At 60.4% G+C, this 25,716-nt stretch carries 30 protein-coding genes and 1 tRNA gene; 24 read left to right on the plus strand and 7 right to left on the minus strand.

All coding sequences use genetic code 11. The annotated features are described in order from the left end of the window. The first annotated feature begins 87 nt into the window (after positions 1-87). The 6 genes from AC0L2R_RS03720 (at position 88) to AC0L2R_RS03745 (ending at position 4,541) form a co-directional block, all read left to right on the plus strand. Positions 88-630, plus strand: a complete 543-nt coding sequence (locus tag AC0L2R_RS03720; protein ID WP_473507770.1) for a hypothetical protein — start codon at positions 88-90, stop codon at positions 628-630. Further along, positions 620-1,015: a phage holin family protein gene (locus AC0L2R_RS03725; protein WP_473507771.1), complete on the plus strand. Its 396-nt coding sequence runs from the start codon at positions 620-622 to the stop codon at positions 1,013-1,015. The genes AC0L2R_RS03720 and AC0L2R_RS03725 overlap by 11 nt, the downstream gene beginning before the upstream one ends. Further along, entirely contained in the window at positions 1,012-1,929 is a 918-nt protein-coding gene (locus AC0L2R_RS03730; protein ID WP_473507772.1) for a hypothetical protein, read from the plus strand. Before AC0L2R_RS03725 ends, AC0L2R_RS03730 begins: the two co-directional genes overlap by 4 nt. Further along, the gene (locus AC0L2R_RS03735) at positions 1,929-2,672 is read left to right on the plus strand and encodes a hypothetical protein (RefSeq protein ID WP_473507773.1); all 744 of its coding nucleotides are present in this window, start codon (positions 1,929-1,931) and stop codon (positions 2,670-2,672) included. Before AC0L2R_RS03730 ends, AC0L2R_RS03735 begins: the two co-directional genes overlap by 1 nt. 81 nt (positions 2,673-2,753) lie before the next feature. Beyond that, positions 2,754-3,479, plus strand: a complete 726-nt coding sequence (locus AC0L2R_RS03740; RefSeq protein WP_473507774.1) for an SGNH/GDSL hydrolase family protein — start codon at positions 2,754-2,756, stop codon at positions 3,477-3,479. A 501-nt stretch (positions 3,480-3,980) separates the two neighbouring features. After that, positions 3,981-4,541: a DUF1003 domain-containing protein gene (locus AC0L2R_RS03745; RefSeq protein ID WP_473490667.1), complete on the plus strand. Its 561-nt coding sequence runs from the start codon at positions 3,981-3,983 to the stop codon at positions 4,539-4,541. Between the two features lie 122 nt (positions 4,542-4,663). Here AC0L2R_RS03745 and AC0L2R_RS03750 read toward each other — a convergent pair whose 3' ends face one another. Beyond that, positions 4,664-4,978: a hypothetical protein gene (locus tag AC0L2R_RS03750; RefSeq protein WP_473507775.1), complete on the minus strand. Its 315-nt coding sequence runs from the start codon at positions 4,976-4,978 to the stop codon at positions 4,664-4,666. Between the two features lie 124 nt (positions 4,979-5,102). On the opposite strand from AC0L2R_RS03750, the gene AC0L2R_RS03755 reads away from it, so the two are divergent. Beyond that, complete coding sequence (locus AC0L2R_RS03755) at positions 5,103-5,348, plus strand: hypothetical protein (protein WP_473508083.1); 246 nt, start codon at positions 5,103-5,105, stop codon at positions 5,346-5,348. On the opposite strand, the gene AC0L2R_RS03760 is transcribed toward AC0L2R_RS03755, so the two are convergent. Beyond that, positions 5,265-5,621: a DNA-3-methyladenine glycosylase gene (locus tag AC0L2R_RS03760; protein WP_473508060.1), complete on the minus strand. Its 357-nt coding sequence runs from the start codon at positions 5,619-5,621 to the stop codon at positions 5,265-5,267. The genes AC0L2R_RS03755 and AC0L2R_RS03760 overlap by 84 nt on opposite strands. On the opposite strand from AC0L2R_RS03760, the gene AC0L2R_RS03765 reads away from it, so the two are divergent. From AC0L2R_RS03765 to AC0L2R_RS03820, 12 genes are all read left to right on the plus strand, one after another. Next, a complete protein-coding gene (locus AC0L2R_RS03765) occupies positions 5,595-5,810 on the plus strand; it encodes a hypothetical protein (RefSeq protein ID WP_473508084.1) in 216 nt (71 codons plus the stop codon). The genes AC0L2R_RS03760 and AC0L2R_RS03765 overlap by 27 nt on opposite strands. Positions 5,811-6,005: 195 nt before the next feature. Further along, a complete protein-coding gene (locus AC0L2R_RS03770) occupies positions 6,006-6,227 on the plus strand; it encodes a KTSC domain-containing protein (RefSeq protein ID WP_287055059.1) in 222 nt (73 codons plus the stop codon). A 450-nt stretch (positions 6,228-6,677) separates the two neighbouring features. Next, the gene (locus AC0L2R_RS03775; RefSeq protein WP_473507776.1) at positions 6,678-7,151 is read left to right on the plus strand and encodes a hypothetical protein; all 474 of its coding nucleotides are present in this window, start codon (positions 6,678-6,680) and stop codon (positions 7,149-7,151) included. Between the two features lie 394 nt (positions 7,152-7,545). Continuing rightward, positions 7,546-8,010 (plus strand): hypothetical protein, encoded by a 465-nt coding sequence (locus tag AC0L2R_RS03780; protein WP_473507777.1) that lies wholly within the window; start codon positions 7,546-7,548, stop codon positions 8,008-8,010. Beyond that, positions 7,991-8,500 (plus strand): hypothetical protein, encoded by a 510-nt coding sequence (locus tag AC0L2R_RS03785; protein ID WP_473507778.1) that lies wholly within the window; start codon positions 7,991-7,993, stop codon positions 8,498-8,500. Before AC0L2R_RS03780 ends, AC0L2R_RS03785 begins: the two co-directional genes overlap by 20 nt. Positions 8,501-9,134: 634 nt before the next feature. Then, positions 9,135-9,347, plus strand: a complete 213-nt coding sequence (locus tag AC0L2R_RS03790) for a hypothetical protein (protein WP_473507779.1) — start codon at positions 9,135-9,137, stop codon at positions 9,345-9,347. 442 nt (positions 9,348-9,789) lie between these two features. Beyond that, positions 9,790-10,203 carry a hypothetical protein gene (locus tag AC0L2R_RS03795; RefSeq protein WP_473507780.1) on the plus strand — a complete coding sequence of 138 codons (414 nt, stop codon included), beginning with the start codon at positions 9,790-9,792 and terminating at the stop codon, positions 10,201-10,203. A 298-nt stretch (positions 10,204-10,501) separates the two neighbouring features. Then, on the plus strand, positions 10,502-10,681 hold the full coding sequence (locus AC0L2R_RS03800; RefSeq protein ID WP_473507781.1) for a hypothetical protein: 180 nt from the start codon (positions 10,502-10,504) through the stop codon (positions 10,679-10,681). A gap of 1,480 nt (positions 10,682-12,161) precedes the next feature. Next, a complete protein-coding gene (locus tag AC0L2R_RS03805; RefSeq protein WP_473507782.1) occupies positions 12,162-12,512 on the plus strand; it encodes an ATP-dependent DNA ligase in 351 nt (116 codons plus the stop codon). Between the two features lie 81 nt (positions 12,513-12,593). Next, a complete protein-coding gene (locus AC0L2R_RS03810) occupies positions 12,594-12,908 on the plus strand; it encodes a hypothetical protein (protein WP_473507353.1) in 315 nt (104 codons plus the stop codon). A gap of 210 nt (positions 12,909-13,118) precedes the next feature. Next, positions 13,119-13,541 carry a hypothetical protein gene (locus AC0L2R_RS03815; protein ID WP_091598150.1) on the plus strand — a complete coding sequence of 141 codons (423 nt, stop codon included), beginning with the start codon at positions 13,119-13,121 and terminating at the stop codon, positions 13,539-13,541. A 921-nt stretch (positions 13,542-14,462) separates the two neighbouring features. Continuing rightward, complete coding sequence (locus tag AC0L2R_RS03820; protein ID WP_287220681.1) at positions 14,463-14,909, plus strand: potassium channel family protein; 447 nt, start codon at positions 14,463-14,465, stop codon at positions 14,907-14,909. A 1,110-nt stretch (positions 14,910-16,019) separates the two neighbouring features. On the opposite strand, the gene AC0L2R_RS03825 is transcribed toward AC0L2R_RS03820, so the two are convergent. Continuing rightward, a tRNA-Ala gene (locus AC0L2R_RS03825) sits at positions 16,020-16,095 on the minus strand. Between the two features lie 169 nt (positions 16,096-16,264). Further along, positions 16,265-16,651, minus strand: a complete 387-nt coding sequence (locus AC0L2R_RS03830) for a TIGR02300 family protein (RefSeq protein WP_027151510.1) — start codon at positions 16,649-16,651, stop codon at positions 16,265-16,267. A gap of 196 nt (positions 16,652-16,847) precedes the next feature. Here AC0L2R_RS03830 and aroA point away from each other — a divergent pair, with 196 nt between their 5' ends. The 4 genes from aroA to rpsA all read left to right on the plus strand — a co-directional run bounded on the left by aroA (position 16,848) and on the right by rpsA (position 21,199). Then, complete coding sequence (aroA, locus tag AC0L2R_RS03835) at positions 16,848-18,206, plus strand: 3-phosphoshikimate 1-carboxyvinyltransferase (RefSeq protein ID WP_473507783.1); 1,359 nt, start codon at positions 16,848-16,850, stop codon at positions 18,204-18,206. Between the two features lie 9 nt (positions 18,207-18,215). Beyond that, complete coding sequence (locus AC0L2R_RS03840) at positions 18,216-18,575, plus strand: hypothetical protein (RefSeq protein ID WP_473507784.1); 360 nt, start codon at positions 18,216-18,218, stop codon at positions 18,573-18,575. A 56-nt stretch (positions 18,576-18,631) separates the two neighbouring features. Continuing rightward, on the plus strand, positions 18,632-19,297 hold the full coding sequence (gene cmk / locus AC0L2R_RS03845; protein ID WP_473507785.1) for a (d)CMP kinase: 666 nt from the start codon (positions 18,632-18,634) through the stop codon (positions 19,295-19,297). Between the two features lie 204 nt (positions 19,298-19,501). Next, positions 19,502-21,199 carry a 30S ribosomal protein S1 gene (rpsA, locus tag AC0L2R_RS03850; RefSeq protein WP_027151507.1) on the plus strand — a complete coding sequence of 566 codons (1,698 nt, stop codon included), beginning with the start codon at positions 19,502-19,504 and terminating at the stop codon, positions 21,197-21,199. A gap of 149 nt (positions 21,200-21,348) precedes the next feature. On the opposite strand, the gene AC0L2R_RS03855 is transcribed toward rpsA, so the two are convergent. The 3 genes from AC0L2R_RS03855 to AC0L2R_RS03865 form a co-directional block, all read right to left on the minus strand. Beyond that, on the minus strand, positions 21,349-22,056 hold the full coding sequence (locus tag AC0L2R_RS03855) for an SDR family NAD(P)-dependent oxidoreductase (RefSeq protein ID WP_027151506.1): 708 nt from the start codon (positions 22,054-22,056) through the stop codon (positions 21,349-21,351). A gap of 164 nt (positions 22,057-22,220) precedes the next feature. Further along, positions 22,221-23,801, minus strand: coding sequence for a 5-guanidino-2-oxopentanoate decarboxylase (locus AC0L2R_RS03860; RefSeq protein ID WP_473507786.1), 1,581 nt, complete (start codon positions 23,799-23,801; stop codon positions 22,221-22,223). Further along, complete coding sequence (locus tag AC0L2R_RS03865) at positions 23,798-24,646, minus strand: dimethylarginine dimethylaminohydrolase family protein (protein WP_473508061.1); 849 nt, start codon at positions 24,644-24,646, stop codon at positions 23,798-23,800. The genes AC0L2R_RS03860 and AC0L2R_RS03865 overlap by 4 nt, the downstream gene beginning before the upstream one ends. Before the next feature lie 218 nt (positions 24,647-24,864). On the opposite strand from AC0L2R_RS03865, the gene AC0L2R_RS03870 reads away from it, so the two are divergent. Next, positions 24,865-25,677 (plus strand): ABC transporter ATP-binding protein, encoded by an 813-nt coding sequence (locus tag AC0L2R_RS03870; RefSeq protein WP_473508062.1) that lies wholly within the window; start codon positions 24,865-24,867, stop codon positions 25,675-25,677. The last annotated feature ends 39 nt before the right edge of the window (positions 25,678-25,716 follow it).

The following is a 25,716-nucleotide window of genomic DNA, read 5'->3' on the forward strand; positions in this document are numbered from 1 at the left end:
GGCGGCCAGACCGCTATCTACATTGTTTGAGCTGTTCCAAGGAACCAACGGGTTTTCCCGCAGTTTTGTCAGTCAATGGAGGAAATTATGAACAACCAAAACATGGAACGGGATTCCGCGCCCAAGACACCAGATGACAGTGCAAAGAAGGACGTTGGGGCAACAGTGAGCGGCGCGTTCTCCAAGGCATCCGATTTGGCTCAAGAGGCAGCCGATACGGTCAAGCAGTCGGCCGCGGATGGTGCGTCAACAGTTGCCAGCCAAGTAAAGGAAATGCTGGATCGTAAGGTCGGCAGCGGTGCCGAGGTGATGGGTCAGCTCGCAAGCTCGACAAAACGCGCTGCCGAGGACCTCGACGAAAGCGCACCGCTAGTCGCCGGTGTGGTCCGTACGTTCGCCAACCGAATGGACGGGTACGCAGACGATCTGCGGGACCAGTCGGTCGATCAGCTGGTTCGCGCCGCCTCCGATTTGACAAGGCGTCAGCCGGCATTGGTGTTCGGACTTGCCGCCCTTGCGGGCTTTTTGACATTTCGAACGCTGAAGAGCGCACCTCCGGCGTCGCCGCTTTCCAACGAACCTATGCACGAACGTAACCGGCAAGGAGCGAACGAATTCCATGGCACATGAGCAGCTCAAGGATTCCACGCTTCCTCGCGCACTGTCCGACGTCGTTGCCGACCTTGCCGATCTTGTTCAGAAGGAACTGCGACTGGCGCGCGCGGAGTTGTCTGAAAATCTCTTTGCCAAATTTCGGGCGGGTATTTGGATGTCCACTGCTGGCGTGCTGGGGCTGATCGCGGCATTTTTGGCAGTGCAGGCGCTTGTCTTCGGGATAGCGAGCGTTGGGATCGCAGTGCACTGGTCCTGCCTGATTGTTGCCGCCATCACGGCCGGGGCTGGAGCGCTCGCCTATTACAAGGGCCGCATGGACGCACACAAGGAGATAACGCCGACCCGTTCCATCCATCAGATCAAGCAGGACATCTCGACAACCAAGGAGCATCTGTCATGAGCCCCGAATCACGTACGGCCAATCTCGGAACGGCGGAATGGCTCATCGGCGCCGCCAAAAACAACCCGGAAGGTCTTCTCCTCGTTGCGGCCGGCTGCGCATTGTTGATGCGCCGCGGCGGGTCATCGGCCATCAGTAGCTTCGGGCATGCTGAGGAATCCCGCGGAAACAATGGCCACCGAAAGGCTCGGTCAAGGTCTTCGAGCACGCGCCCCGATGGACACGAGGCGGAAACCAGAGAAGGCGGCGCCCCAGCGGCGGTAGAGGCAGCACGTGAATATGTTTCCGAGATCGGCGAGAAGGTGGCGGCAACCGCAAGTTCCTACGCATCCTCGGCATCGACATATGCGGACGAGGCGCGGCGCAACGTCTCCCAGACATCGGAACAATTCGCCCGGCAGGCCCAATCCACGGTCCAGGATACGATGAACCGTGTGGCGCAAGAGCAGCCACTGACGCTGGCGCTGCTCGGTTTTGCAGCCGGGGCGGCTGTTGCAGCTGCCTTCCGGACCACCGACATTGAGAACCGGACCCTTGGCCCAGCCGCAGAGCAGCTGACGGACACCGCAGAAAAGGCTGGCGAACGGCTAAAGGAATCGACAGAGGAGGCGGGCAAACGTCTCAGGAGGGCAGCCGAGGAGCGCGGCCTTAATGCCGATAGCCTCAAGGAGGTTGCGAGCGACGTGGCTGGTGCGTTCGGCAGCGCCTTGTCGGGCGAGCAGCCAACCGAGTCCGCGCAGGCGCCATCCGCGAGTTCGGGTGGATCGCGCGCTCAATCGGCTCAGCGCGGCATGCCCCAATCGGGCGGCATGGGCCGCTCGCAAGATAAATCGGCCAAATCGGACCAATCGCCACAATCGGATGCCTCTCGGCCGAGCAAATCCGGACGGTCTAGCGGCAAGCGAGGCTCATAATGGGTGAGGCAAGTCTCCGCCAGCTCGAACATGATGTGGAGGCAGCCCGGGCTAGGCTCGCCGAACATCTGTCGACGCTGCGATCGCCAAATACATTGTCCGAGTTTACCGACGAGCTGAAGCAAGAGGCGCTCGAGGCAAAGGACGCGCTGGTCGAAAAAGCAAGATCGACCGCGCAGTCGACGGCGCAGGGGATCGTCGATGATCTCAAGGCAAAGGCGGCAGCCAACCCGAGCGCCGCATTGGTGATTGGGGCTGGTCTCGCTTGGCGTCTCCTGCACCGTCCGCCGATTGCAACTGCTTTGATCGGAGCGGGACTATTCAGCCTGTTGCGGACACCTTCAATACCAGACATGGGCGAGCAAGTTGATCATTTCTCCTACGCCACAGAGCGCTTGAAGGAGCAAGCCGGCGAGCTGGCGGAGAAGGTCGGCGAACTGGGCGCCGAGACGGCGGAAGCAGTGAAGGAGCAAACAACTGAGCTGGCCGGCGCCGTCAAAGAGAGAGTGCGGGATTGGAGCGCCGGGACGCCGAACATGATCGACGATATGCGGCAGACCTCCGGCGAGGCGGCCCAGCGAGTAGCCGCCACAGCCGGCCGGGCATCATCGGCTGTTCAGGGCGTCATGAGCGATCAGGAGACTCGAGACAAACTCCTGCTGGGCGCCGCAGGAGTAGCCATAGCGGCCGCTATGGCTCTTGCGTATCAGCGGCGGGAAGAGGAGAGGACGGCGGACGATTAATACGGAAAGCGGAGCGAACTCGAACAGCAGCCACTGAAGGCTCGCGCACGAGCGACAGTCGTGGGAGATGCCGGTCTGGTAATGATATCGCGCAGGAGCCTGTTGCTGGCCGCCGCCGCGGGACAAGCATTTTCCACGGTGCAAACTGTTTCCGCCGAGGACGTGGGGACGATGAACAAGGTTGTGCTACTAGGCGATTCGGTGTTCGACAACAGCGCCTATGTCGCCGATGGAGCAGATCTATTGGCCCACGTTTTGCGTCAGCTCCCGATCGGCTGGTCGGCCAAGCTGCTTGCCGTTGACGGCAGCGTCATGGCGGATGTGGGCCGGCAACTGAACCGCCTGCCAGCTGACGCCACTCATCTGGTGGTAAGCGTGGGAGGGAACGACGCGCTCGGCGTCTCCTCCATTTTGAACGCTCCGTCGCGGTCCGTTGCCGACACTCTGCTGAGGCTCGCCGAAATTAGAGAGCAGTTTTGCTTGGAGTATATGTCGATCCTGGATGCCGTTCTGGCTGTAGGGCTGCCGACCGCGATTTGCTCGATCTACGACGTCCGGTATGCCGACCCCGACCAGAGACGCATTGCGGTAACGGCCCTGTCGATCCTCAACGATTGCATCACACGAGCAGCCGCCGTGCGCGGCGTTCCACTGATCGACCTTCGCATTGTCTGCGGCGAGGACGCCGACTTTGTGAACGCCATCGAGCCATCGGAACAGGGCGGCAAAAAGATTGCCGCGGCGATCGTGTCGTTCCTTGCCAAGCACGAATTCCGAAGCGGGCGTGCCGAACTGATTGTTCGGTAGCAGCGCTTGCGGTTGCCATTCATGGTCGATCGGGCCTTCCTCGGCGTTGCGGAGGACGAGGCAGCCGCTGAGCGGGCGTTTGTGGCCCCTCCCAAGCGCGGACTTGTTCTCCCCCATCATCGCATCAGATTTGGTCAATGGGAAGCGGTCCTAGCCAAGTGACCGGCGCGAACAAAACAGTTTCTGACCCGGTTCTCTTGCCCTGGTGACGCGCCTTCGTGTTCGGAGAACAAAATTCGCATGGTGCCTCACCAGGATACGAACCGAGGCGCCGATTGCACTCACTAGCTTCAATCCTCGACCATAGCGAAAGACGCTCAGCGGCCGGATCACCCTCCCTTTCCTTAGCAATGGCGACGCCAAGCGTCTAAGACCCCGAAATCGCCCGAGTAAATGAGGAGAGCCAATGATTAGACGGCTCTAGTCGGGAACAAAGTCGAATACCCATGATTTGTACGTTGCCCAGAGTGGCAGGACCGATAGCTATCCAACGGGTGTTCCATGGATTCTCCAACGTTGCCTCCGCCGCCTCCGACTGAACTCAGCCAAGCACTGAAACGCAATATCCAAGCGATTGAGGAGCGCCGGGCGAAGGAAGCCAGCGATGCAACTTTGGAAGAGAAAATCGCTGAGGCGATTACTTCTTTTACGGGCAGTATGCGTTTCGTGTATCTTCACTTGGCCGTGTATGGCGGCTGGATCGTCTCGAACTTGGGCTGGATACCGATCACTCCGCCATTTGATCCGACATTCGTGATATTGGCCATGGTAGCTTCCGTCGAGGCCATATTTCTCTCGACCTTTGTACTGATCAGCCAAAACCGGATGTCAACTGCCGCAGACAAACGGGCGGATCTGGACCTTCAGGTGAGCCTGCTGACGGAGCACGAACTCACAAAACTTACTGAACTTGTCGATTCGATAGCGGATCGGTTGAATGCAAAACCAGCCTTAAGCGATATAGAAGTCGGCGAGATTAAGAGGGACATTGCGCCAGAAGCAGTGCTGGACGAAATCGAATCGAAGCAGCTGGAGGCTGCGAAGAAGCTGGACCAGCGCTGAATCAACACAACGCCCTAGTGTCGTGATTTCGAGTTCGGTTGATTTTGATTTCGGGCTTCGGGCGAACTTCGAAGTCAAAACGACAGTAGAAATCACAGATTGCTAATGTCGGCAACGCCGCCCTACAGGAACTTCATATCGTCATAGGTGAGGACAAAGATCGCTGACGTGTTCCGTATTCCTTCCACCTCGTGAAGCGAGGTCTCTTTACAGCGCGCCCTGGTCTTCAGCGAGAAAATTGCTGCAGTGACTGCCTCCCGACCTTCACCGGTCCCCTTGCGGTAGCGGCTTTCGGCGACCGGTGCGTTGGCCTTGATGGCGCCGCTCTCGAACTCATGCTCGTCTGTAGCGAGCACGCAGGCGATGTTCATCGCGCCATTGAAAGTGGAATTGAGATGAGCGGCACGGTCCTTCGATTTGTCACGCAGTCGACGCACCCGCCTTTCGGCCACAATAGCGGCGTGTTCAAAGTCGCCTATGCTCTTCGCAGAGAACCCGGCTGCTGCGTCGTGCGTTGAAGAACTCGCGCTCGCGGAGCAACTGTCGTGGTTCGAGACCAACATGGCAGAACCGACGCGGTTTCGGCATCACATCATCCCCGTACCTTCCCGTGAACAAGAGACGGCGATCTCTTGGGTCAAGGCCAGGGCGGACGGGCATGTTCGGAGGTTACGCCCACTTGTCGCTCTCGTTGAAGAGGCGGGCCGCATCAGGATCAATGAACTACGGACGAAGCGGCCCGGCTACATCGTCTTCGAGGACGACCATCAGGTGGTTGCCCTGCCTTTCGCCGACACGCCGCGCTGAGTCAGCTTTCCACCCCAGCCAGACCTCCGACGCTGATTTCGGGGGCGGCTCTGCGGAGATCTCACGTGATCTGCCGGGAAGGCAGACGGCATTCAGGCACCAATGCAGACCATAGGAGCGATAGACGTATGCGCTCCCTGGGGCGCCGAACATTGCGCTGTTTCGCGAAGTCCGCCCACAAAAACTGTGTGAGGCTGGGTCATCGGCGCGATAGGCTTCCGTTTCGACGACGATCCCGCCCACGCCGTGCACAAGAAGCGTCGCGCCAATCATATCGCGAGCGACAACGCAGGCGTCCCGGGCAAAGAACTGACGGTTCGTGATCAACGCCTGCACCAGATCACGACCGCGCCGAAACGTGGGGCCAACAAGAACGTTCCCGCTCTGGCTGCAAAAGGCCAATCCACCAAGGCCAAACTCGCGATCATCAGCATCGCAGCGCTTCCTGCTGAACTCGGATAGGTCTGATCGCCAATGTATGCGGGTCCATTGGCTATTCAACAGCGCCTAGAGACCCAGAAGACCCGTGCCTGGCGCGTTTGCGATGCCGCATGCGTAGGTGGCCCGGAGAAAATCTTCGTGCGCTGCTCGGGAGCAATACCACGAAGGAACGTGACAGGCTCTGCGATCGTTGAAGGCTTTTGATCGAGCCATATCATGCCATCGACCTCGATACGAAAAATGGCCTACGATCCCGACAGCAGAATCCTCTCGGTGTGGTTCGTCGCCAGCGACAAGCGGTACGAGTTTGAGGAAGTGCCGCCGGCGACCTTCGCCGCGTTCAAAGCCGCCTTTGCGAAAGGCCGCTTTTTCAACGAGCACATCCGCAATCGCTTCCGGTACCGTCAGGTTGCGGCCGGCAACGATGCAAGCTGTTGAACATTCCAACGGCCGATTGGTGGACGCAGCGCAGCCGCGCGCGTAGGATTTTCCTACGACCCCCGCCCACGCTGCAAGAAGTCGTAGTAGGCACGCTGCACCTGGCGCCATCCAATCAGCCGCGGTCCTTGGTCCAATCGAATCGACGGCCGATGTGCAAAGGTCGAGCGTGGAATAGCTGTGCGGTTTGGGGGTGCGGGATTTTAGGCGCTTGATTACTTGCTCACGTATCGTCTGCGGCAATGCGATCCAACAGCTTACGGGATGCCAGTATCAGGCGGCAGGACCATATTCCTATTGGCTCAGCAAGGGGCGACTGAGAATTTTCCCCAAGGCTAGTTCTCTGCCTCAAGCGATTTTCGCGCAACTGAGCGCAGCGCGCATCTCTGCTACTTTTCTCTGTCGCCAATCTTGTCCGGTCTGGACAGTATATGACGCGACGCTAATTTGATGCCGATGGTACGTTTTCTGTTGAGCCTCGTTTCGATTTTATTTTGCTGCACGCATCTCCAAGCGCAAGCGTGGCAGCTTTTCGGCGTCAGGCAGTTTGGCTTCATATTCGATGTTCCCCCTGGCTTTGTCCTGACACAGCGTTCGGACCAGGGCGCGGAATTTCGGGGCGAAAACGATGCCGTTCTTACCGTGTGGGGCGCAAGGCTCGGCGAGCACAGTTTTCGCGCCGAGATCGAGCACCGCATGGTCGAGGATGAAAAGGAGGGCTGGAAACTGACTTATAGGCGCGTCACGCCGAGATGGGCCAGCTACTCGGGTATCAAGAACGAACAGATCCGATATGTCCGCGCCATTGCGGTTTGCAACGACCGTGCCGCGCTCTTTGTCATAAATTACAGCAGCGATGAAAAAATCCCGTATGATCCGATTGTGGTGCGAATGGTGCGATCCCTGAAGGCGGAAGGTTGCTGAGGTTCGTAAACAGTCCATCCATCTCAAACCCGTCATGGCGCTTGCCGCCGTTGCTTCGAAGACTGATCGTCAGCCGGTCCAAGGCCATGCTTCTTCACATGCATTCCTGATTACGAAGGCCAGCAGCGGGTGCGCAATCGCGATTGAAAGCCAACTTTCGAACGAAGGGGCTGAGGGTGGCCGGCGCCCGTTTGGGCGGGAGCGTTGGGGATTTAGGCGCCGGCCGGGCGGTTTGGGGTCCGCCACACGAACAACTACCAGAGGTTGGGCGCGGTCGGTAGTAGCGAAAAGCCATAAGCGCTGCCGTCTATTTCGCTTTCCTCATCGATCCTCCGGACCGGCAGATAGGTGTTCGCTTCCAGCCATTCGCGCAACACGATCAGAACGAGTTGCGTTGACCTCGGCAGCGGTCACGCTTGCCTTCACAACCCTCGCCCAGGCCAGGCCGGACAAGCGAGTGACGATTGTCAAGGTTGGCAAGGTCACGCCCGACCAAGCCCGCGACGTGGCTAAAGACCTCCTGGCCTCTGTCGTCAAAGGGCAAGACCCCTCACGCGATAGAGCCGAGGAACGCGGTGCCGTCACGTTCGCGAAACTTGCCGATGCCTTCCTCCACCATGTCGAAGCTCTCAAGAAGGCGAACACTCACGCGCAATATGCCCATATGCTGAACGCCTATGGCGAGGCACTAATGACAGTCGTTCCGATGCCCAAGGGAGCCAAGACGGCAACCCCGGTTGCAAAGCCGTATGAGCCGACAGCGTGGGAACTTGCATCACAGGCCGCCTACGCTAAGCGCCGCGAGAACAGGCGTCCGGTTCCGGCAAATAAAAGTCTCGATGAGCGACGATGGTGGTAAGCGCATCGCTTCGATCGCGGTGGATCACCCTGACCCCGCACTCGGCTATGAGCTACTGGCCGAAGCCGTAGGGGCCGATAGCGGCACTTTCCTTGCCGGCACTCTCGATTCACTGGCCAAGGCTGCTCAGGTCGGCTCCGTGGTACGTGAGGGTGAAATGAATTATGCCCTTTCCATGGTATGCGGGCTCCGGCCGAAGGACCAGATCGAAGCGACTCTTGGTGTCGAGATGGCTGCCATCCACCTCGCCACGATGAATACCGCTCTGTGCATGGGAAAAGCCAAGACGTGGGAGTTGAGGGAATCGCAGGAACGGGCATTGAACCGCCTCGCCCGTACCTATGTGGCCCAGGTTGAGGCTCTGAAGCGTTATCGCAGCAAGGGAGAGCAGCGCGTGATTGTCGAGCGCGTGAACGTTGAAAAGGGGGGCCAAGCCATCGTCGGCAACGTCGCCCATGGGGGCGGGGTGGGCGAAGAAAATGATCGATAACCCCATGAACCGCGCACCGCGTTGTCAGGCTCGCAGCAAGCGCAGCGGGGTTGGCTGCAAGGCGCCTGCAAAGCGGGGCCATCGCGTTTGCCGATTTCACGGGGCTGGCGGTGGAGCACCCAGAGGCGCCGCGCATGGCCTTTATCGCCACGGGCGATTCACTTGTGAAGCGATCGAGCAGCGCAAAGAGATTTCCGCGTTGATTGCCGACGCACGGCGAGCTGCCGCGGTGATATAAGCATGAACCTACTTCGCCAATCCGCCAGTGAGGTTCTCGCTGATGCTTTCGCCAGCGGCCTGCCTGTCTCTCGCCTTCAGTGGGCGGCAAGGATTCTTCTGGCGGTGTTGAAGCTCTGCGAGCCTCATGAGGCACGGTTCAAGATCTCTGGACGAATACCGGATACATCTTTCCCCATGTTGAAGCCTTGGTCCGCTCTCTCGGGGAGGGGCATTTTCGCCATCGCGGCGATGAATTTTGCGATGCGTTCCGCGCGTACATATATTGAAAAACGTCGAATTGACGTCCTTGCAGCGTCCGCGTATGATGTTGACATACGAAGCAGCGATAACCAATTCGGAACGATTTCGTTTGCAGGCTGTTAGTCGCATGCGTCGTTCATAGGAGATTCGCGACATGAATACGTTCGGTCGTCGCGATAAAATCGTCGATGAATTGAGGCGAGAATCCAAGGGTTCGTTCGTCACTCTTTATCGCGCGCTGGTGGAGGCGGCGAAAGACCCCTCCGCCAAGCGTAACGGCGACACGACTTTAAGCGAAGATGAGGTCAAGAACCGCATCCGCGCGATTGTCAAAGAGCGCACCTCGGCTGCTAAGGAAGCCGGTTGATCTGTGTCACTTAGCGCATCGACGCTTGCGCTTTTCATATTGTTGGTGCCTGGATTGATATTCCGGTACGCGGTTTACGAAGGGTCTCCAGTTCGGAGGCCTTTTTTCGCGGGCGGCACGCTCTATTCCTCCATTGCCGTGCTACTGTACTCAATACCTCGTTTTTATAGTTTTTTAGTCCGTAATTGCACTGGCTGTTGGCGTCCTAAACCTCTTTTACACTTACCAAATACCCTTTGGAATCGTCGAATTTAACGGGGATATGTACGTCTTCGACCATTCCATCCCGCCTCCTAACAGTAGGCGTTTCGAACTAACAAACTTCCTTTTCAACTACCCGATCTGTTCGGCACTTGTGTTTATGGGAGTTAGCGCAACCGGCTTGCTATCCGCCTATTGCGTACAGTGGCTGTCCCGAAGGTCCAGAATTGTAGGGCGCCTGATGTACGGCTCGCTCGCGCCGTTTATATCCAAAATTCAAGAGCCCCTGCTGACATGTTTCGTGCTGACAAAGGTAATAAACGGCAATCAACGCCTTATGTATGCCGGACTGCCTAAGGAGATCAGCCTTGGGGATGGGAACAACATCGATCATCTGGTCCTGGAAGATCCAGTCAAGTTCTATCTGCGCCTGAACAAAGAAGTTCCGACGACCACATTCGGCAAAGCGCGACCTATGTCCACCCAAGCGTTTAGCCAAGGCCACATATTCGTGCGCTCGTCCGAAATCGAGAACATCCATTTCGAGGCATTTTACTTCCCCGACGAACCCAGTTCGCTCCGAAAGCGCGTATTATTTATTGTTGGTGTTGCCGGATTCATTATCGGAGGCGTCATCGGTATCTTACTGTCTTAAGTTTCCAGGCTGACTTGCCGGACGCCGATCACGTCCATGCGCGGCGGTCAAGGCTACCCCCCGGCATATCTTGTTAGCCAAATGGCTTTCGTGCGCGCCTTTTCCTTCTCCGCCAGAGGCGCGGGCTTTTTCAAATGACAGCTCATGAAGTCCGTGGGCCTCATCAAGGGGCCTGGTGATCTGGCGAGCCAGTTATCCGATCCCCCGCTCAGAAATTTCTACCAAACATTCCTGCCCCTAATGCAACCATTCCGTGACCTGCGAGTTGCGGCCCTGGGCGGGGTTGGGACATGCAGACATGGCAAAGCGTGATGCAGCGGGCCATAAGACCCTTGCCGACGCCGTTCGGGAGCTGATCGGCACCGAAGACAATCGTCATCACGTACACAAGCTGCTTGGGCTGGAGGTCGAACCAGAACTGACGCCAACCCTCGCTTCATTGCTTGAGGCGATCGGAAAGGCCAGTCGGGACGAGTAGGCTCCCTTCATGGCCTGCCAAGGAAGAGCCCGCCGCCGTTGAGGGACAAGCGACGGGCCCACAGCGGCTGCGCTTCCACGGAGAACTGACCGCCCGCAATTCTAAACCCGCGCGGACCTACATCGTTCCTCTTCCCGCTCTGAAGACCGAACTGGAGGGCGACAGCTATGCCTGCAACAATGTCCGAGGTGCATCCGAGCAACTGGTCCAAGAGGGACCCAAGTGGAAACGTGCATCGGCCCTTTGCCTTCAAGCCTTAGGTGGCGAGGAGGAGGGGGTACTATGGCCATGAAGCTCTCACTTAGTTCGCATGAGCCTGTTGGCCCGGATATTCCGACCCCTCCTTTTGACCCGTTAAACCTGCTCACCCGAATTGTCTATCCGAGCTAGCTCAAGCGGCCGATTTTGGGGGCGATCTTTATCGGCTACTAATGACCTGTCGCTTGACGCTGGGTTGGGTGGGCACGCGCGTCAGGCCGGAGTGTAGGCTGGGGTACGGAAGTCGCAATCTTTGAAGGCCCGTCCCCGGCCGCACTCTTGAGACACCCGCCCGGGTGGCCTTTGGGGCCGGCACTAGCCGGTGTAAGTCTGACAGGGCGCCCAAGGCTCCGCTGTCTGGGTCCTGTCATCGCTCAGTCGCTATTTAGTTGTGCTGCCACTGCACCCCGCGAAGGCAGCTCAAAGCAGCGGGGACTAACCCCAAGCCCCCCACCCGGTCCCCGCTGCTCATTTACCGTCACGGAACCCCGAAGGTCTAGCCGACCCAGAGCGCCATCTTCAGCGCCTATGCCAGCGCCTTCCGCATCGCCCTCGTCGCATGCTCCAGCCGCCTCTCAGGCCCGCCGTATCGTTCGCTACGTCGCCGAGCGCGTGGCCCTCTCTCCCAAGCATCCGTGCCTAGGCCCTCGCCTCTACCAAACACATGAGCATCCCCTAAATTACCCTCATAGCTCTCCATTGGTTTCACCCTCCGGTCAACATCGAGACAGACCACCTGGACTCACCTATGGCTGCAACAACGTCGAGGGTGCCGCCACGGAACTTATGAAGTGGGCCAAGCGAGGACCCAAGAAGCGTGCATGGCCTGCCTTGGAGGCGAGGGCACACCCGACGACGTAAGGAAGGCCTTGGAAGCCGCTGCCAAGGAGGAGGGGTTGCTGCGCTCCTCTGGTTAGGTCTCCATTTGCGTTATTTGTTCTATCTCGTCTCACGTTGGTCGCTACAGTGCGTTTGATGGGGCAGCCCGGCAGCCCTACTTGGGGGCGCAACGGCCGCCGGGCCTGGCCGGCTGGCAGGTCGGGGGGCGGTCGCCGGCTTGGGCGAAATTGTATGCCGCTTCATGCATCGTTGCTAATTTAGCAAAATGGTCATGGTCCGTTCCCCTAGCATCAAATCGGATGAGCCTAGACTCGAACCTGTGCGTAAACGAGTGACTGCCGGTGCTGGCCGGCTAGAGTTCATTCCTCCGATGATGCCTACCTTGATCGCCAAGCCGCCCCAAGGCGACGACTGGATGCATGAAGCCAAATTCGACGGCTACTGGTCCCAAATCATCATCGACGCCGACGGTGTGCGGATCTTTACCCGCCGCGGCCTAGACTGGACCGCCAAATACCGAGACTTAGCTGCGGCGGCTCGAACGTTGGACCTCGAGAGCGCCATCATCGACGGCGAGATTATCGTGCTCAACGATGCCGGCCTGTCTGACTTCGGCGAGTTACGAAAGGCCATCACCCGGCGGCAGCACGACCTCTATTTCGTCGCGTTCGATCTCCTGCACCTAAATGGCCCACGACGTGCGCGACAATCCTGCCGGCCTTATAGGGTCTGACAGCCGCATCCAGTTCAGTGAGACAATGCCGGCGAGGCTAATGCGATCTATCATCTAATCGACGCTGCCGGCCTGGAGGGAATGGTATCGAAGCGTCGAGACAGCAAATATCGCAGCGGGCCGACAACCAATTGGCTGAAGACAAAATCCTTCACCGAAAGCGAGTTTGAGACTCTCGGAGTTGAACGCGAGAGGGGCAAGCCGGCGTTTGCTCTGATGGCTGACCCGGTGACGCGCAAATATGTCGGCAGTGCTTTCGTCAGCGTCAATCGCCAGATGCGGGAGCGGCTTTGGAAAAGGGTTCAGGAACATGCCGGGCCACCGCCCAAGGACATGCCAAAGCGGCCGGCAACGCAGTGGGTAAAGCCGGGTATCAAGGCCCGCGTGAAGCATTAAGGGGCGAGGAAGACCTTCGGCACGCCTCGCTGCAGGATTTCTGGGATGAGGATTAAAAGGGCGCCTCAACGCTATAGAACATCAGTCGTCTTCTGCCATCGCTCCGGCCCTAGGGTCAAACCCAACGGAAGATCAGTTGACTTTGGGCCGCAGCGGCTCATCCTGACTTGTTGGCCTACCTTTCCGACCAACTTGAACAGGGAGGAAGCAATGGAAGCCGTCAATCGTAGATCCACACTTGCACTCGGTCTTACAGTGGCCGCAACGCCACTGATCGCTTGGGCGACCCCAGCCGCCGCACAGACTTACGGCCCCGATGAGGGCAAGGAGGTCGGCCCCGGTGTCAGAGTTGTAGCGCTTGGTGAGCGGGCTTCGGTCATACCAGCTTATAAAACGGTCATGCTACGCGATGTTGTAATCCAACCCGGGGCGAAGACGCCGGACAACGTGATGAAGAATGACATGCTCTGCCACCTGACCGAGGGAGAACTTTCTGTCGTTCAGAACGAGAAAAAGTTCACCGTCAAGAAGGGCGATGTTTGGACCTGCGCCAAAGCAGATACGACCGAAGGCACCCAGAACACGAGCAGTGCGGTCGCAATCATGCGGGTCATCGATTTGATGCCCGCATGAAGTAAGCGATGAAGTGAAGTCCTGCCATCCGTTGCGCGAGCTGCGGCCCAGCGGCTTCTTGCGCTTCGGCGGCCTGTACTTCTCGACCAGCCTGACCTTGTCGATGTCGACCGTCACCATGGCGATTGTCACCCTGCCGCCTTCCTCGTCTACCCGCCGTGTCGTCAAAGCGGACTGGCGGGCCATGTGTTAAATAGGCCGGCAGGAGGCGACTTCATGAAACGCAGCGAATCCGGATTCACAAAACTTACGCTGCCGACACCACGCTGCTATCGGCGGATCCGTTGATCGGACTGCTCGAACTACTGTCATAACCCGCTGCCTCACGGTGGCGGGTTTTTTCTTTGCGTGAACCTCCAATTAGGATTGACACCTAGCGGCGCATTTCTCCCTCGCCCCGTCATGACCGAACCGTAACCTCGACCGGCAAGGGGGAGCGCTGGTTTTGCAGCGAGGCAGAAGCCCGAGCGGCCGGCTGGCGAAAAGCGCGACGGTGGCGTCCGCCTTGCTCCTGTCCCGCAGCTATTGCGCGACTTTGGTTCCGTTGACGCCCGGCAATCATGGAAGGCCGAGGGGCGAGTGATCGAGTTCCGGTTCCCATAGCACACTAGCCCAGCACTAAGCCTGCAATCAAAACGGCAAATCCGATAGAAAGCGGGACCGCCAAAAGCCAGCCCGCCTCCAAAACGCTATTTTCTTGCCGATCCATAACAGTCTCCTCTTTGATGCTGCCCCTGATTACGAAAGCCATTGGGAGCGGTTCGGTTCCGACGATTTTGCCGAGGACCCGGGGAGATGGCACCACCGGGTGCTCGCGTGAGTCCTCACCATTCGCGTGTTCGGCATCGCGTCGCGTCGCGTCAGGTCGACGCTGTTCGAACCGCTCGCGCGGTGATAAGCGGTTGAGCATCTGAGTCCTACTTGAAGGTACCGCAATTGCTCATCGCGTTCGCCATATCTGTAGGTCTCGCACTGGTAACGGTTCTGATGCACTATGAAGTGCTAAATATCGCCGGAACGATGAGGCGTCGTTTTTCACTTCCGATGCGGGTTGATCTGCTGCTCTTGGTCGTCGCAGCAATCATTGCTCACGTGGTGGGGATCTGTCTTTTCGCGCTCGCCTACGCCTGGATGCACCACCATCCAGACCTTGGAGGTCTCGCAGGCTTGTTTTCCGGAAGCGCAGCGGATTTCTTCTATTTCTCGGTTACCTGTTACACGACGATCGGCTTTGGCGAAGTCTATGCCACTGGGCCGATGCGAATCGTTGCTGCCTTGGAGGGTCTCAACGGACTCGTCCTGATCGCTTGGTCAGCATCGTTCGCATACGCATCGACTTCGGATCTGTGGAAGCGGAAGCAAGACTGACGCGCGTTGCAGAGGTCGTGTTCCTTCGTCATAGCTGTTCGCGCCGAAAAGGTGCGGCGTGCTTTTTCCCTTCGGGCGCCAAGGAGCCTGTAACCGTTTACCTGAATGTTCCCCATAGGGGTATTCAAAATTCGCCACTGCACCGCTATCAGAACGGCCCGTTGCTATAGCGTGGTAATCGAGGCCATTACCAATGGCTTAGCCCATTTTAAATAACGGGTTCCCGGTTAATCCACTGCCGCTGATAAACAGCAGGGAAACAGCGAGCAGCCTGCGGCCCAGACCCTTTTGAACCTTTTGAGTGTTCCCTGTAGGGCGCCCATAGAAAATTTCGGCCAGCTGATAGGCGATGCCTCTCTGGTGCGGCTTACGGCGCTCTAGGCACCTCAAAGTGGTCCCGTCGCCATCGCGATCCAGCTTGGAAATGTGCGGAACCGTACGAAGCGGATTGCACGGCAACCAACGCGGTGGCCGGGCATTAATTTAGCAAAGCATCAAATAGGAAAGCATCGGGAGGAAGACCATGCTGCACCTTAACATGCCTGGCGAATTTGAGGTCGGCGATGAGGTTGCGCTAGCAGGTACCGTCATCTCCATTCTCCCTAGCGGCCGAGCCAGAGTGAGCATTCCATCCTATGACCATCCTTACACGCTAGAGCCGCCACCCAAAGCCCGGGCCGGCGACCGAGTAGTTCTTGTTGGGGACGTCACCCGCATCGATCGCGGAGCAGACAAACTCACCGTGCGGATTGACTGCGGCGGCGTGATTACGGTCGCCAGGTCGGCAATCACTCGGCTGAGGAAGCACCGCCGGGCTTCAGCCGGTTGACGCTACGGCGACACAACGGCCTGCGCTCGTCGGCATACGGAACATGCAAGCGTATCGTGCCTCAAGCCAATCTAACTTCGAGGGACCTAGGCCTGCGCTAAAAAGTCCGAACATTTCCCATCCCCTCGCCTTTCGGCAAATCTGGCGGAAAACGGAGACTAGGCAAATTTTGCGACCCCCAAAAAGCGCCTCGGGGTGCCGCGGCGGTGCCCCGAACGATTTCAGGGCAACAGGCCCCCGAGGGGGAGAATGCTAATCAACTAAAATCATTATAGAAATTTTGGTGGAGCCAATCGGAATCGAACCGACGACCTCTTGAATGCCATTCAAGCGCTCTCCCAACTGAGCTATGGCCCCACTCCGGCAGTCAACCGGCGCCGTTGCCGGCGAAGAGATCGGCGCGGGTTGAGACCGCGCCGTTAGTGCAGGCGGCTTCTAACCCCGCCTTCCGTCAATATCAAGCCTTTAAGAGCCGCTTTTTATCAAGAACCCACGAAAGTCGGCGGGCGCTGTGTGAGAGGCCGGATCAGACTTCGTCGTCGTCATCGCCGACGCCGATCATGTCGGCGACATCGTCGTCCTCTTCCTCTTCGTCGGCGAGGAAGGTATCGTCGTCGTCGCCGAGGTCCACATCGTCCTCGTCATCGCCGAGATCGGGAAGATCGTCAGGCTTCGCATCCTCGTCCGCCTCTTCGAGCGAGACGACCTCGACGCCCTCTTCCTCCTCGGCGTCGACTTCCTTCTCGGCAACTTCCTCTTCCTCCTCAAGGGCGGCAATCTTGCCTTCCTCGAAATAAGAGCGGGGATAGTTCTTGCCGGTATAGGGCGAGACGATCGGATCCTTGTTCAGATCGTAGAATTTTTGACCCGTCTCGGGGTCGATGCGTTTGGTGCCAAGTTCGGGTTTTGCCACAGCAAGCCTCGTCGATGAAAGTTTGGTCCCCATAACCACAGTTTACGGCGCTGTCAAAGCCTAAAGCCAGCGTTACAAATCCTCGCGCTGAGCGACCTCGTGCAAGGGGATGACCATTTCCTTCCGCCGTGATACGAGACCGCGCAAACCAGAAGAAAAAGGCCGGCCACCGGCGTTTTTCACCCAAGGAAAACCCATGTCGCATACTGCCGCCCCGAGCCCGGCCACCGCCCGCAAATCGCCAGCGCTTTCAGGCACAGCACGGGTGCCCGGCGACAAATCGATCTCGCACCGCTCGTTCATGTTCGGCGGCCTCGCCTCCGGCGAAACCCGCATCACCGGCCTGCTGGAAGGCGAGGACGTGATGCACACGGGCGCCGCGATGAAGGCAATGGGCGCGCATATAGAGAAGCGCGGCGCTGAATGGGTGATCCGCGGCACTGGCAACGGCGCGCTGCTGCAGCCGGAAGGCCCGCTCGATTTCGGCAACGCCGGCACCGGCTCGCGCCTCACCATGGGCCTGGTCGGCACCTACGACATGGAGACGACCTTCATCGGCGACGCCTCGCTGTCCGGCCGGCCGATGGGCCGCGTGCTCGAGCCGCTGCGCCAGATGGGCGTGCAGGTGCTGAAGGCGACGCCCGGCGACCGCATGCCGATCACGCTGCGCGGCCCCAAACACGCCGCGCCGATCACCTACCGCGTGCCGATGGCCTCGGCCCAGGTGAAGTCGGCGGTGCTGCTCGCCGGGCTGAACACGCCCGGCATCACCACCGTCATCGAGCCGGTGATGACGCGCGACCACACCGAAAAGATGCTGCAGGGATTCGGCGCCAATCTGTCGGTCGAGACCGACGAGCGCGGCGTGCGCCACATCTTCATCGAGGGCCAGGGCAAGCTCACCGGCCAGACAATCGCTGTGCCGGGCGACCCGTCATCGGCCGGATTCCCGCTGGTGGCGGCGCTGATCGTGCCGGGCTCGGACATTACAATCGAAAACGTGCTGATGAACCCGACCCGCACCGGTCTTTTGTTGACGCTACAGGAAATGGGCGCCCGGATCGACGTTCTCGAGCCGCGCAATGAAGGCGGCGAGGATGTCGCCGATCTGCGGGTGCGCTACTCAGAGCTGAAGGGCGTCACCGTGCCGCCCGAACGGGCGCCGACGATGATCGATGAATATCCGGTGCTTGCTGTCGCGGCGAGCTTTGCCGAGGGCGAGACGCTGATGCAGGGACTGGAAGAGCTGCGGGTGAAGGAATCGGACCGGCTGTCGGCGGTCGCCGAAGGGCTGAAGCTCAATGGCGTCGACTGTACCGAGGGCGAAGCCACACTGGCCGTGCGTGGAAAACCCGGCGGCAAGGGGCTTGGCCAACATCCGAACGGAAAGAGCACCATCGTCCAGACCCATCTCGACCACCGCATTGCCATGAGCTTTCTCGTCATGGGACTTGCAACGGAAAAGCCTGTCACCATCGACGACCAGGCGATGATCGCGACCAGCTTTCCGGAGTTCATGGGGCTTATGAAGGGCCTGGGGGCGGAGATCAGCTAAGGTCTGCGAATGTTTTGGACGTTGCTCGTCGGCGGTTTGGTTTTGACGGCATTGGTCGGGCGCGTGGCGGCGCAGTCAGGTTTCGATCTGGGATATTCCGACAGGAAGCCAGGTGCGATTAGCCTGATCGGCTTTCTTTTTTTCCCGTTTTGGATCGTCCTCTTCATCTTGCTGGCGACAACGGCGCATTTTTTTCCAGACGTTAGCGGCGCTCTCATGCCATATGTTTCGAACTTCGTTTTTAAGCTGGCTGCCGGGATCACATTCGTCGCGATCGCCACGTTTCCCATTTCCGTACCGCTTCTGATAGGAATTCCCGTTGGATTCTTGGCCGGATATTGGACCGGACGGCGGTCTTCCGGACTTTGACGTTGAACCCGATTGGTTCTTGATTTAACGACCTTCCTCCGTTTGAAGCGGCACGTATGAGCTCAATCACTGATAAAGCTGGCTTCACAATCGCCATCGACGGCCCAGCAGGCGCGGGCAAAGGCACCCTTGCCCGCCGACTGGCCGACCATTACCGGCTGAACCTGCTCGACACCGGCCTCACCTATCGCGCGGTGGCGCATGCGCTGCTTCGGCTCGGCCTGCCGCTCGACAATGTCTCGGCCGCCGAGACCGCTGCCCGGCAGGTCGACCTGGCCAAGCTCGACCGGTCGGTGCTGACGGCGCATGCGGTCGGCGAAGCGGCTTCGAAAGTGGCTGTCATCCCTTCGGTGCGGCGCATACTGGTCGAAAAGCAGCGCTCATTCGCCAAGGCGCCGCCGGGCGCCGTGCTCGACGGCCGCGACATCGGCACCGTGGTCTGTCCCGACGCCGACATAAAACTCTATGTGACGGCGAGCGCCGAGGTGCGGGCACAACGCAGGCTAGCCGAGATCGAGAGCATCGGCGGCACCGCCGATTTCGACGATATCCTCGCCGATATCTTGCGCCGCGACGAGCGCGACATGGGTCGCGCCGACTCGCCGCTGAAGCCGGCCGCCGACGCGCACTTGCTCGACACGTCGGAAATGGCTATAGAAGCCGCGTTCCTGGCGGCCAAGGCGATCATCGACGACGTTCTGGCCAAGAGAAACAAAGCCTGAGCCGGGTTTCCTGCCGTTGCCGATTGCCGGCGGCGAAAAGATACCCATATCGGGCACGAACCAGCCTGCCAGCATTCTTCATGCGCCGGAATTGCCGCTTAGGCGGCCAAGGGCTTTTTTGAGGCCCGGAACGCCGGCAGGCCAACGCAACGCTAACCCACGGCGCCCGCCCCGCTTGAGATGCGGGGCATTCCAGGAGAAACTATGTCAGTTGCAAATCCCACTCGCGATGATTTCGCGAGCCTGCTCGAAGAATCTTTTTCCGCCGGCCATTCCGGCGAAGGCCAAGTCGTCAAGGGCACGATCACTGCGATCGAAAAGGACATGGCAATCATCGACGTCGGCCTCAAGGTCGAAGGTCGCGTGCCGCTGAAGGAATTCGGCGTCAAGGGCAAGGATTCGACGCTTAAGGTCGGCGACACGGTCGAGGTCTATGTCGAGCGCATCGAGAACGCGCTTGGCGAAGCGATGCTTTCGCGTGAGAAGGCCCGCCGCGAAGAGAGCTGGGTCCGTCTCGAAGAGAAGTTCACCAAGGGCGAGCGCGTCGAAGGCGTCATCTTCAACCAGGTCAAGGGCGGCTTCACCGTCGATCTCGACGGCGCTGTGGCCTTCCTGCCGCGCAGCCAGGTCGACATCCGTCCGATCCGCGACGTCTCGCCACTGATGCACAATCCGCAGCCTTTCGAAATCCTCAAGATGGATCGCCGCCGCGGCAACATCGTGGTGTCGCGCCGCACCGTGCTCGAGGAGAGCCGCGCCGAACAGCGTTCGGAAATCGTGCAGAACCTCGAAGAGGGCCAGGTGGTCGAAGGCGTCGTCAAGAACATCACCGACTATGGTGCGTTCGTCGACCTCGGCGGCATCGACGGCCTGTTGCATGTCACCGATATGGCATGGCGCCGCGTCAACCATCCGACCGAAATCCTCAACATCGGCCAGACGGTCAAGGTGCAGATCATCCGCATCAACCAGGAAACCCACCGCATCTCGCTCGGCATGAAGCAGCTCGAGAGCGATCCGTGGTCCGAGATCGGAACGAAATTCCCGATCGGCAAGAAGATCAAGGGCACCGTCACCAACATCACCGACTACGGCGCGTTCGTCGAGCTGGAGCCGGGCATCGAGGGCCTCATCCACGTTTCGGAAATGTCGTGGACAAAGAAGAACGTGCATCCCGGCAAGATCCTGTCGACTACGCAGGAAGTCGACGTGGTGGTGCTCGAGGTCGATCCGGCCAAGCGCCGCATCTCCCTCGGCCTCAAGCAGACGCTCGAGAACCCGTGGCAGGCTTTCGCCAGCAGCCATCCGGTCGGCAGCCAGGTCGAGGGCGAGGTCAAGAACAAGACCGAGTTCGGCCTGTTCATCGGCCTCGAAGGCGATGTCGACGGCATGGTCCATCTTTCCGACCTCGACTGGACCCGTCCGGGCGAGCAGGTGATCGAGGAGTACAATCGCGGCGACATCGTCAAGGCGCAGGTGCTCGACGTCGACATCGACAAGGAGCGCATCTCGCTCGGCATCAAGCAGCTGGCCAAGGATACGGCCGGTGAGGCGGCGACTTCAGGCGAACTGCGCAAGAACGCGGTCGTCACCTGCGAGGTTACCGGCGTCAAGGATGGCGGCCTGGAGGTGCGGCTGGTCGACAGCGGCATCGAGACCTTCATCAAGCGCTCCGACCTCAGCCGTGACCGCGACGAGCAGCGCCCCGAGCGCTTCACGGTCGGCCAGAAGGTCGATGCCCGCGTCATCGCCTTCGACAAGAAGACCCGCAAGCTGCAGGTCTCGATCAAGGCGCTGGAAATCGCCGAAGAGAAGGAAGCGGTTGCCCAGTACGGCTCGACCGACTCCGGCGCTTCGCTGGGCGACATCCTGGGCGCCGCGCTGAAGAAGCAGGGTAGCTAGGTCCACTAACGCCGCGCCTCGCGCGGCCTGTAAAACAAAACCCCGCCGGAGCGATCCGGCGGGGTTTTTGTTTGACCATGGTCAGAGCATCGTAACCTCAAACCTGGCAAACCGGTTTTGGGAAATCCGCGCTCAAACAAAGAGATAGATCAGGCCCTGCCGTAAAGCGGCACCAGTGTGCCGCTCATCGCCAGATTGGCCGGCGAAGCAAGGTAGGCGATCGCTTCCGCCGCCGCTTCGAGGCTGACCCATTTGCCGAAATCGGCGGCCGGCATGTCAGCCCGGGTGGCCGGCGTGTCGAGGGTCGAGGGCGCGACCGCGTTGACCAGGATGCCCTTGCCCTTGAGTTCTTCCGCCATCGCCACCGTCATTGCCGCAACGGCCGCCTTGCTGGCGGCATAGGCGACCATGCCGGAACCGCGCCGCAGGTCGAGCCCGGCGCGGGCCGTGACATTGACGATGCGGCCCGATACGGAAGATTCCAGCATCGAGCGGATCGCCGCGCGGCAGCACAGGAAGGTGGTGCGGGCGTTGGTGTCCATCATTTCGGCAAAGGACGCGGGCTCGATCTTCTCGACCGGCGCGGCGGTGAAGCCGCCGGCCAGGTGGATGGAGGCCCACAAGTCGGTAACACTGGCGTAGAACGCATCGACCTTGGCGGGGTCGGCGAGATCGACATTGTGCGCCAGCCTGACGCGCTCATGTGCCGGGAAGGGAAAATGCGCGGGCGCGGCGGCATGGGCGTTCGGCACATGGCAGATCGCGCCCTGCTCCAGCAGTTTGCCGACAACCGCGCCACCGAGCGCTCCGGTGCCGCCGGTCACCACAACATGCCTGCCGTCCAGTGTATCCGTCATCTACGACCGCTCCTGTCACTCTTATGCCGCACCGCCGCCGAAGGTCGCGCCTTTCGCGCAATCACTCAACCGAAATCTTGATGACGCAGCGCCGCTTGTGCGCGTCAGAACGTCGGCCATCCGACGCGGATCGCATCCCCAGGCAGACGCTGCCACAGCAGCACTCAATCGATGGTGATCTCGATGACATACGGCAGTCCGGTCGCCCGCGCGCGCTTGAGTGCGTCCGCCAGAGGACCGATGCCCGCGAGCCGCTCGGCGGCAATGCCGTAGGCCTCGGCCAGCTTGCAGAAATCAGGCGGCGCCGGCGAGACGCCGACCGGCTCGACGCCGACATCGAGCATCGAGGTTTCGATTTCGCGATAGCCGCGATTGTTCCAGACGACGAAGATCACCGGCGCCGCAGCGTCGAGCGCGGCGCCCAGTTCCGGCAGCGTGAACTGGAAACCGCCGTCGCCGGTGAGACAAACGACCGGCGCATCAGGCACGGCAAGGGCTGCGCCGATCGCCGCCGGCGGACCATAGCCCAGCGCGCCGAAGCCGGTGGCGGCGTTGAACCAGCCGCCCGGACGGTCGTGATCGTAATAGAGGTTGGCGGCATAGACCGGCTGGGTCGAATCGCCGACGATGATCGAGCCCGGCAATGCATCGCGGATCATCTCGACGGCGCGGGTTTGCGCCTGGAGGGCCGGGGCCATTTCGGCAAAGGCTGCTTGCCTTGTCGCAGCGGCGCGAGACTGGCCGTCGCCCGATGGCGGCTGGTCCGTACCAATCTCGACAAGCAGCGCCTCGAGTGCTGCGCCGCAATCGGCATGGATCGAAATCCGGGCGGGCCGGCGGGCAAGCTGGTCGGCGCCGATGTCGATGCGGATCAGATTGGACGGCAGGACAAAGCCACCGTCGCTATATCCGTCGTAGTCGGTCGGGCCGAATTCGGTGCCGGCGGCAATGACCAGATCGGCCTCGGCCATCAATGCACGCACCGCCTTCAGACTGGGGCTGGCCGGCACGCCGAGCGGATGGCGGTGCAGCAGGCCGCGGGCATTGGCCGTCTGGACAACCGGCGCTCCCAGCCTTTCGGCAAGGCGCTGTAACGGCGCTTCGGCTCTCTTGGCGCCGCCGCCGGCAAGGACCAGCGGGCGGCGGGCAGCCGCGCAAAGTTTTGCCGCCTCTGCTATATCAGCCGGATTCGGCTCGGGCGGCGCGACATTCGTCAGCAAAGCGGCGATGCCGCCGGCCGGCTTGACCATGATATCGGTCGGGATCTCGATGTGCACGGGGCCCGGACGCGACGACGAGAACAGGGCGAAGGCGCGGGCAAGAACGCCCGGCAGTTCGTCGGCGTCCGTGACACGGTGCGAAAACAGCGCGACCTTTTCCATCATCCCGCGCTGGTCGGGCAGTTCGTGCAGATGGCCAAGGCCCTTGCCCAGTGTCGGCGTGGCGTTGACGCCCGAGATCACCAGCATCGGAACCGAATCGGCACGGGCCTGGCCCATGGCGGTGATGGTGTTGGTCAGCCCCGGTCCGGTGATGACGAACGCGATGCCGGGCCTGCCGCCGGCGCGCGCATAGCCGTCGGCCATGAACCCGGCGCCCTGTTCATGACGCGGGGTGACGTGGCGAATCTTCGAGCGCGCCAAGCCGCGATAGAGTTCGACCGTATGCACACCCGGAATGCCGAAGACCGTATCGACATCATGGGCTTCGAGCAAAGTGATGAGCGCTTCGCCGACTGTCGTCATTGCCTGAGCACCGGACGTGTGAGGCAGGTCGGTCCGCCCTCGCAGGCGATGCACAGTGCGTCCGCCTCGAAGGTTGAAACCCTGCAGCCGGCGGCCGCCATGGCCGCCGCCGTCTTCGGGAAGCCGGCAACGGCGATCACCTCGCGCGGCGCGGTCGGCAGCACATTGAGGCTGAGGCCGTTGGAGGCGAAGAACTCCCCGGCGTCGCCTTCGACCAGGTGAATGCCTCGCGCCCGCAGCATCTGGTAGAAGGCAGCCGGCAAAAGCGGTGCATAGACCAGCGCCAGATCGTCGGCCAGCGGACTGATCACCGACATCAGATGCAGGCAGGCGTCCTCGCCATGCCAGAGCGGCAGGTCGTAGCCATAGACCTGGATACCCCTGGGGGTGAGCAGGTTGGCGAGTTGCTGGATGCCGTCCTGGTTGGTGCGCACGCCGCGGCCGACGGCCAGGGTCAGTGAATCCACCCAGACGCAATCACCGCCCTCGACCTGTCCGGGAGGCTCGATGCGGCCGAGGAGAGGTACGCCCATGCGCTTGTAGGCCGCCTCGTGCAGGCCGGGCTCGGCCCGGCGCAGCGCCTTGCCCATGGCGAGGATGATGGCGCCGTGGTCGGTCATCAACGAAGGATCATGCGTGAAGACCGAATCGGCAAGCCCGTCATCGGCGTCAGTCAGCCATTCGATCGCGGCGCCGGACGCCAGAACCAGCGTCGTCAGCGCCTCATGCTGGGCGGCGGCCTTTTGCGGATCGAAGCCCGCACCATAGTGCCATTCCGATGCTTTGGCGCGGGCCATAGCGCTTGCGGCGGACCGCATCAGCACGCGCTGCAAGGGCCCGGCCATGGACTGCGACCCGAATGCTTTACCCACCAAGTGCTCCTGAACCATCCCATCCAGCCAATAGCCACTCAGCGAGCAGTGATCAATGGTCCAAAAAGCGTGGTTGACGGAGGCAAGCGGAACGGTACATCTTGAGAATGAGAAGTCTGTCCAGTGATGGTAATGGGTAAAAAATTCCAGCAGCGACGGGTCCGGCCATTTCGTGAGGCACCGCAAAGGTGATAGCGCAAGGCACCGCCCCCGCCCTGAAGTACACGGCGCAGAACGACGCCGCCGAAGCCATCCATGTCGAGAACCTGCATAAACGATTCGGCGAACTGCATGTGCTGAAAGGCGTTTCGCTGTCGGCGCGCGACGGCGAGGTCATCGCCATCATTGGCGGCAGCGGCTCGGGAAAATCGACCCTGCTGCGCTGCATCAATTGCCTGGAAAACCCGACCAGCGGGATCGTTCGCGTCAATGGCGAGGAGATCCGGATGAAGGCCGACAGTCACGGCCACACCGTTCCCGCCGACCGCAAGCAGATCGAGCGCATCCGCTCCAAGCTCGGCATGGTTTTCCAGAATTTCAATCTGTGGAGCCACATGACGCTGATCGAGAACGTCATCGAGGTTCCGGTGCATGTTTTGGGCGTCAAGCGCGATGTGGCCGTCGCCGAGGCGGAAAAGCTGCTTGCCCGCGTCGGCCTGGCCGAAAAGCGCGATGTCTATCCGGCCTATCTGTCAGGCGGCCAGCAGCAGCGTGCGGCCATCGCCCGGGCGCTGGCCATCAATCCGCGCGTCATGCTGTTCGACGAGCCGACCTCGGCGCTCGACCCGGAACTGATCGGCGAGGTGCTGAAGGTGATCGGCGACCTGGCACGCGAAGGCCGCACCATGGTGCTGGTCACCCATGAGATGAAGTTCGCCCGCGAGGTCGCGACGCATGTCGTCTACCTCTACAACGGACTGGTCGAGGAAGAAGGGCCGCCGGAGCAGATCTTCGGCGCACCGAAATCCGAAAGGCTGAAGCAATTCATCCGCAACATCGGTTAAGCCGAGGCGGACGAAAACGGGAACAACAACAAACTGGGA

The sequence above is a fragment of the Mesorhizobium sp. WSM4820 genome (genome assembly GCF_055811075.1).

Coding starts and splice junctions, on each gene's coding strand:
- AC0L2R_RS03795 (WP_473507780.1), top strand. CDS start 9,790: ATGTACGGCTCGCTCGCGCCGTTTATATCCAAAATTCAAGAGCCCCTG.
- AC0L2R_RS03740 (WP_473507774.1), top strand. CDS start 2,754: ATGATATCGCGCAGGAGCCTGTTGCTGGCCGCCGCCGCGGGACAAGCA.
- AC0L2R_RS03725 (WP_473507771.1), top strand. CDS start 620: ATGGCACATGAGCAGCTCAAGGATTCCACGCTTCCTCGCGCACTGTCC.
- AC0L2R_RS03790 (WP_473507779.1), top strand. CDS start 9,135: ATGAATACGTTCGGTCGTCGCGATAAAATCGTCGATGAATTGAGGCGA.
- AC0L2R_RS03775 (WP_473507776.1), top strand. CDS start 6,678: ATGCCGATGGTACGTTTTCTGTTGAGCCTCGTTTCGATTTTATTTTGC.
- AC0L2R_RS03730 (WP_473507772.1), top strand. CDS start 1,012: ATGAGCCCCGAATCACGTACGGCCAATCTCGGAACGGCGGAATGGCTC.
- AC0L2R_RS03760 (WP_473508060.1), bottom strand. CDS start 5,621: ATGATTGGCGCGACGCTTCTTGTGCACGGCGTGGGCGGGATCGTCGTC.
- AC0L2R_RS03840 (WP_473507784.1), top strand. CDS start 18,216: ATGTTTTGGACGTTGCTCGTCGGCGGTTTGGTTTTGACGGCATTGGTC.
- AC0L2R_RS03860 (WP_473507786.1), bottom strand. CDS start 23,801: ATGACGACAGTCGGCGAAGCGCTCATCACTTTGCTCGAAGCCCATGAT.
- AC0L2R_RS03865 (WP_473508061.1), bottom strand. CDS start 24,646: ATGGCCGGGCCCTTGCAGCGCGTGCTGATGCGGTCCGCCGCAAGCGCT.
- AC0L2R_RS03785 (WP_473507778.1), top strand. CDS start 7,991: ATGAGCGACGATGGTGGTAAGCGCATCGCTTCGATCGCGGTGGATCAC.
- AC0L2R_RS03770 (WP_287055059.1), top strand. CDS start 6,006: ATGCCATCGACCTCGATACGAAAAATGGCCTACGATCCCGACAGCAGA.
- aroA (WP_473507783.1), top strand. CDS start 16,848: ATGTCGCATACTGCCGCCCCGAGCCCGGCCACCGCCCGCAAATCGCCA.
- rpsA (WP_027151507.1), top strand. CDS start 19,502: ATGTCAGTTGCAAATCCCACTCGCGATGATTTCGCGAGCCTGCTCGAA.
- AC0L2R_RS03735 (WP_473507773.1), top strand. CDS start 1,929: ATGGGTGAGGCAAGTCTCCGCCAGCTCGAACATGATGTGGAGGCAGCC.
- AC0L2R_RS03855 (WP_027151506.1), bottom strand. CDS start 22,056: ATGACGGATACACTGGACGGCAGGCATGTTGTGGTGACCGGCGGCACC.
- AC0L2R_RS03815 (WP_091598150.1), top strand. CDS start 13,119: ATGGAAGCCGTCAATCGTAGATCCACACTTGCACTCGGTCTTACAGTG.
- AC0L2R_RS03755 (WP_473508083.1), top strand. CDS start 5,103: ATGGCAGAACCGACGCGGTTTCGGCATCACATCATCCCCGTACCTTCC.
- AC0L2R_RS03800 (WP_473507781.1), top strand. CDS start 10,502: ATGGCAAAGCGTGATGCAGCGGGCCATAAGACCCTTGCCGACGCCGTT.
- AC0L2R_RS03810 (WP_473507353.1), top strand. CDS start 12,594: ATGGTATCGAAGCGTCGAGACAGCAAATATCGCAGCGGGCCGACAACC.
- AC0L2R_RS03720 (WP_473507770.1), top strand. CDS start 88: ATGAACAACCAAAACATGGAACGGGATTCCGCGCCCAAGACACCAGAT.
- cmk (WP_473507785.1), top strand. CDS start 18,632: ATGAGCTCAATCACTGATAAAGCTGGCTTCACAATCGCCATCGACGGC.
- AC0L2R_RS03745 (WP_473490667.1), top strand. CDS start 3,981: ATGGATTCTCCAACGTTGCCTCCGCCGCCTCCGACTGAACTCAGCCAA.